The following is a 703-nucleotide window of genomic DNA, read 5'->3' as shown; positions in this document are numbered from 1 at the left end:
GGATATTGCCGTTTACCGCCAGCTTGGCTTGCGGATTGGTGGTGCCAATGCCTACATTGCCGTTTACAACTAAGCCTGTCTGAGTCGGTATTTGGGTGGCCGCCGGATAACCGATAGCTACACCACGGTACTGTGCCGTATTCTCAAGCGCCGGTTGCAGGTGCAGGGTCGCATACCACTGTCCAAGGCCACCCGAATTACTCGCATGGCGCGCCAAAATCCACGCCCGGCGCGTATTTGATCCTTTCGCCACACCAAACTCCATCCCGTTGTCGTCTGCCTGAAGTAAACTGTAAATATCCCCCTTGCTTGTGGTTGTAGGATATGAAGGCGATTCTCCCGTATACGTCCGGATATGGAGCATCGCGGAGGGGCTCGTGATGCCTATTCCCACATTCCCCGAAGCTGGGAACGTATTGCTTTGGGCCAGGCAAATTGAAATGGAAGCAGAAAGAATTAAAAGTGCAATGGCTGTCTTTATCATGGTTTGAAGTCTGATTGTCTAAGCGCTATTTATGCTGTCACCCATGGAAGTAAAACTAAGCAATCGAGGCAGTCCGACTGCTACGTCCAGGCTATAAATTTGATAGGCATAGGCTATAAATTTGATAGGCTACGCCTATCGCTTTTGGCAATAAAGACAGGTCTATGTCTTCGTAGCCATCGATGCGTTCATCAAGGCTCAAGAGCATCGCAGCATTGT

At 50.1% G+C, this 703-nt stretch carries 1 protein-coding gene; it reads right to left on the bottom strand.

All coding sequences use genetic code 11. The features are described from left to right. The coding region (locus tag JHJ32_RS22650) for a hypothetical protein (protein WP_200123022.1) at positions 1–484 on the bottom strand (484 nt) is incomplete at its 3' end. Between the last annotated feature and the right edge of the window lie 219 nt (positions 485–703).

It is taken from the genome of Parapedobacter sp. ISTM3 (assembly GCF_016533505.1).
Classification (GTDB): domain Bacteria; phylum Bacteroidota; class Bacteroidia; order Sphingobacteriales; family Sphingobacteriaceae; genus Parapedobacter; species Parapedobacter luteus.
The sequence above is the reverse complement of the archived record's forward strand: the minus strand, read 5'-3'. Positions and strand labels throughout refer to the sequence as shown.